The sequence below is a fragment of the Pseudomonas sp. genome (assembly GCF_037994325.1).
In the GTDB taxonomy this organism is placed as follows: domain Bacteria; phylum Pseudomonadota; class Gammaproteobacteria; order Pseudomonadales; family Pseudomonadaceae; genus Aquipseudomonas.
On the sequence record NZ_JBBNAH010000312.1, the window covers coordinates 1 to 3,118 of the forward strand.

At 57.6% G+C, this 3,118-nt stretch carries 2 protein-coding genes, 2 tRNA genes and 1 pseudogene; 4 read left to right on the forward strand and 1 reads right to left on the reverse strand.

Features of this window, described 5'->3' with window-relative positions; genetic code table 11:
* Nucleotides 1–132: pseudogene (locus tag AAAB16_RS10585) on the reverse strand (HlyD family secretion protein); the annotation flags it as partial.
* 106 nt (nt 133–238) lie between these two features.
* Between AAAB16_RS10585 and AAAB16_RS10590 the strand changes: the two are divergent.
* The 4 genes from AAAB16_RS10590 (at nt 239) to AAAB16_RS10605 (ending at nt 3,083) form a co-directional block, all read left to right on the forward strand.
* Nucleotides 239–1,165 carry a LysR family transcriptional regulator gene (locus AAAB16_RS10590; protein ID WP_110617709.1) on the forward strand — a complete coding sequence of 309 codons (927 nt, stop codon included), beginning with the start codon at nt 239–241 and terminating at the stop codon, nt 1,163–1,165.
* Nucleotides 1,166–1,235: 70 nt separating this feature from the next.
* Nucleotides 1,236–2,717 carry a glutamate--tRNA ligase gene (gltX, locus tag AAAB16_RS10595; RefSeq protein ID WP_340663289.1) on the forward strand — a complete coding sequence of 494 codons (1,482 nt, stop codon included), beginning with the start codon at nt 1,236–1,238 and terminating at the stop codon, nt 2,715–2,717.
* A 146-nt stretch (nt 2,718–2,863) separates the two neighbouring features.
* Nucleotides 2,864–2,939 (forward strand) — tRNA-Ala (locus tag AAAB16_RS10600).
* Nucleotides 2,940–3,007: 68 nt separating this feature from the next.
* A tRNA-Glu gene (locus AAAB16_RS10605) sits at nt 3,008–3,083 on the forward strand.
* Nucleotides 3,084–3,118 lie beyond the last annotated feature (35 nt).

The window sequence follows — 3,118 nt, forward strand, 5'->3', positions numbered from 1 at the left end:
GCCTTGAACGTAGGCGTTGTCAGTGGTTTCGATAAACCGGCCAACAAAAAACCACTGCGCAAAAAAAGCGCCGGCGACCAGCAAGATCAGGGCAATAAAAACGAAAAGGCGGCGTTGCAATTTGGCAGGCATGGCGGTGCTCGAAGTACGGGCAAAAAGTGTAAGCGAATCTAACAGTGTTCCATGCAGCTATATAGCCGATACAATTCAGAAACTTTGTTGCTTATGGGGAACAATAATGGGGCTGGATGATGCGCTGATCTTCACTCGCGTCGTGGAGTGCCACAGTTTTACCCAGGCCGCGCAGGTGCTGGCGATGCAAAAATCTACGGTGAGCCGGCGCATTGCTTTGCTTGAAGAGCGCTTGGGCGTGCGCCTGCTCAACCGTACCACGCGCAAATTGCGCCTGACCGAAGTGGGCCAGGCCTATTACGAGCGTTGCCGGCAAATCATGCTGGACTTCGCCGAAGCCGAGCAGGCGGTCATGCAATTGCAGCAAGAACCCTCGGGATTGTTGCGAATTACCGCCCCTATCGAATTTGGCCAATTGTTCCTTGGCCGCGTGCTTGGCGCCTTTATGCTGCAGTACCCGCAGATTACCGCCGAGGTGGAAATTACCTCGCGGCATGTCGACCCTTTGGAGGAGGGCGTGGATATCGCCATCCTTATCGGTCAACCGCAAGATTCCACGCTGATCGCCCGTAAGCTGTTTTCCAGCGGCCGGCGTTTGTGCGCCAGCCCGGTGTACCTCAAGGCCCATGGCACGCCTCGGGTGGTTGAAGACTTGGCCCAGCACCGCGCCATTCTGCTGCCGCAAGACTCCATCCGTTACTGGCCGCTGCTGGGCGAAAACATTCCCTGCCAGCGCGTGCTGTCCTGCAATAACCTGACCTTTGCCCGTGAGGCGGCGCTTTCCGGTGCGGGTATCGCGGCGTTGCCCTTTATGCTCAGTGAGGACCAAGTGGTGCGTGGGCAACTGGTGGAATTGCTGCCCGACGTGCGCTTGCCGGTGGGCGAGGTGTACGCGGTGTACCCGTCGCGGCGCTTTCAGGCTATGAAGGTGAAGGCGTTTCTCGACTTTCTGATGCGCAGCCTGCGCTTGGAAGAAGGCGGTTTGCTGGAGCCTTCTGTGGTGCGGCTGGTAACATTGCCGGCCACTTTCTGAATTCTCCTGCGCTGGCACGCTCTGCCTGCGCTGAAGCGCCTTTAAATGATCTGCTGATTCGAGACTGTCCATGACTAAAGTACGCACCCGTATCGCACCATCGCCCACCGGCGACCCCCACGTTGGCACCGCGTATATCGCGCTGTTCAACCTGTGCTTTGCCCGTCAGCACGGTGGTGAGTTCATTTTGCGTATTGAAGACACCGACCAGGTGCGCTCCACCCGCGAGTCGGAACAACAGATCTACGACGCCCTGCGCTGGCTGGGCATTGAATGGAGCGAAGGCCCGGATGTTGGCGGCCCACACGGCCCGTACCGGCAGAGCGAGCGCGGCCCGATTTACCAAAAGTACAACGCCGAACTGGTGGAAAAAGGCCACGCCTTCCACTGCTTCTGCACCGCCGAGCGCCTGGACAAACTGCGCGCCGAGCAAACTGAAAAGAAAGAAACCCCACGCTACGACGGCCTGTGCATGCACCTGAGCCGCGACGAGGCGCAGCAACGCATTGCCGCCGGCGAGCCGCATGTCACACGGATGAAGATGCCCACCGAGGGCGTCTGCGAAGTGCCGGACATGCTGCGCGGCACCGTGGAAATTCCATGGGATCGCATGGACATGCAAGTGCTGATGAAAACCGACGGCCTGCCCACCTACTTCCTGGCCAACGTGGTCGACGACCATTTGATGGGCATCACCCACGTGCTGCGCGGCGAAGAATGGCTGCCGTCGGCGCCCAAACTCATCAAGCTCTACGAATACTTTGGCTGGGAACAGCCGCAGCTGTGCTATATGCCGCTGCTGCGTAACCCGGACAAGAGCAAGCTGTCCAAACGCAAAAACCCGACCTCGATCACCTTCTACGAGCGTATGGGCTACCTGCCGCAGGCGATGCTCAACTACCTCGGCCGTATGGGCTGGTCGATGCCGGATGAGCGTGAAAAATTCACCCTGGACGAAATGGTCGAGCACTTCGACATTCAGCGGGTTTCGCTGGGCGGGCCGATTTTCGACCTGGAAAAACTCTCCTGGCTGAACGGCCAGTGGATTCGTGAGCTGAGCGTTGAGGCGTTTGCCGCGCAAATGCAGAAGTGGGCATTGAACCCTGAGTACTTGATGAAGATTGCCCCGCACGTACAGGGCCGGGTGGAAACCCTGAGTCAGGTCGCGCCGTTGGCTAACTTCTTCTTTGCCGGTGCCTTGCCGCTGGATGCCGCGCTGTTCGAACACAAGAAGCTCTCGCCGGAGCAAGTGCGTCAGGTACTGCAACTGATCTTGTGGAAGCTCGAAGCGCTGCGTCAGTGGGAAAAAGACAAGATCACCGGCTGCATTCAGGCGGTGGTTGAGCATTTGGAGCTGAAACTGCGCGATGCCATGCCACTGATGTTTGTCGCCATCACCGGCCAGGCCAGTTCGGTATCGGTGCTGGATGCCATGGAAATTCTCGGCCCGGACCTCACCCGTTTCCGCCTGCGCCAGGCCATTGAACTGCTCGGTGGTGTGTCGAAAAAAGAAACCAAAGAGTGGGAAAAGCTGTTGGCGAGCAGTGCCTAACTGGCATAAAACGTGGGTTTTATAGCTGATAAATGCTGGCAGGGCAGGGTAAGTAGTTGTTCTGTCAGCATAAAAAATTGGTATGTAGGAAAAATAGTGTTGACAGGTCAGGGGCTCACATTTAACATGCGCCCCGTCCTCGAGATGGGGGTATAGCTCAGCTGGGAGAGCGCTTGCATGGCATGCAAGAGGTCAACGGTTCGATCCCGTTTATCTCCACCAATCTCTAAAGCCGAAAGGCTTGCCACAACCGGTTCCTAGAACGGGTTGAGTTGTTAGAAGGGTTTTGCGTCCCCTTCGTCTAGTGGCCTAGGACACCGCCCTTTCACGGCGGTAACAGGGGTTCGAGTCCCCTAGGGGACGCCACTATTTAAAATGCAGCACCGCAAGGCGCTGTGAGC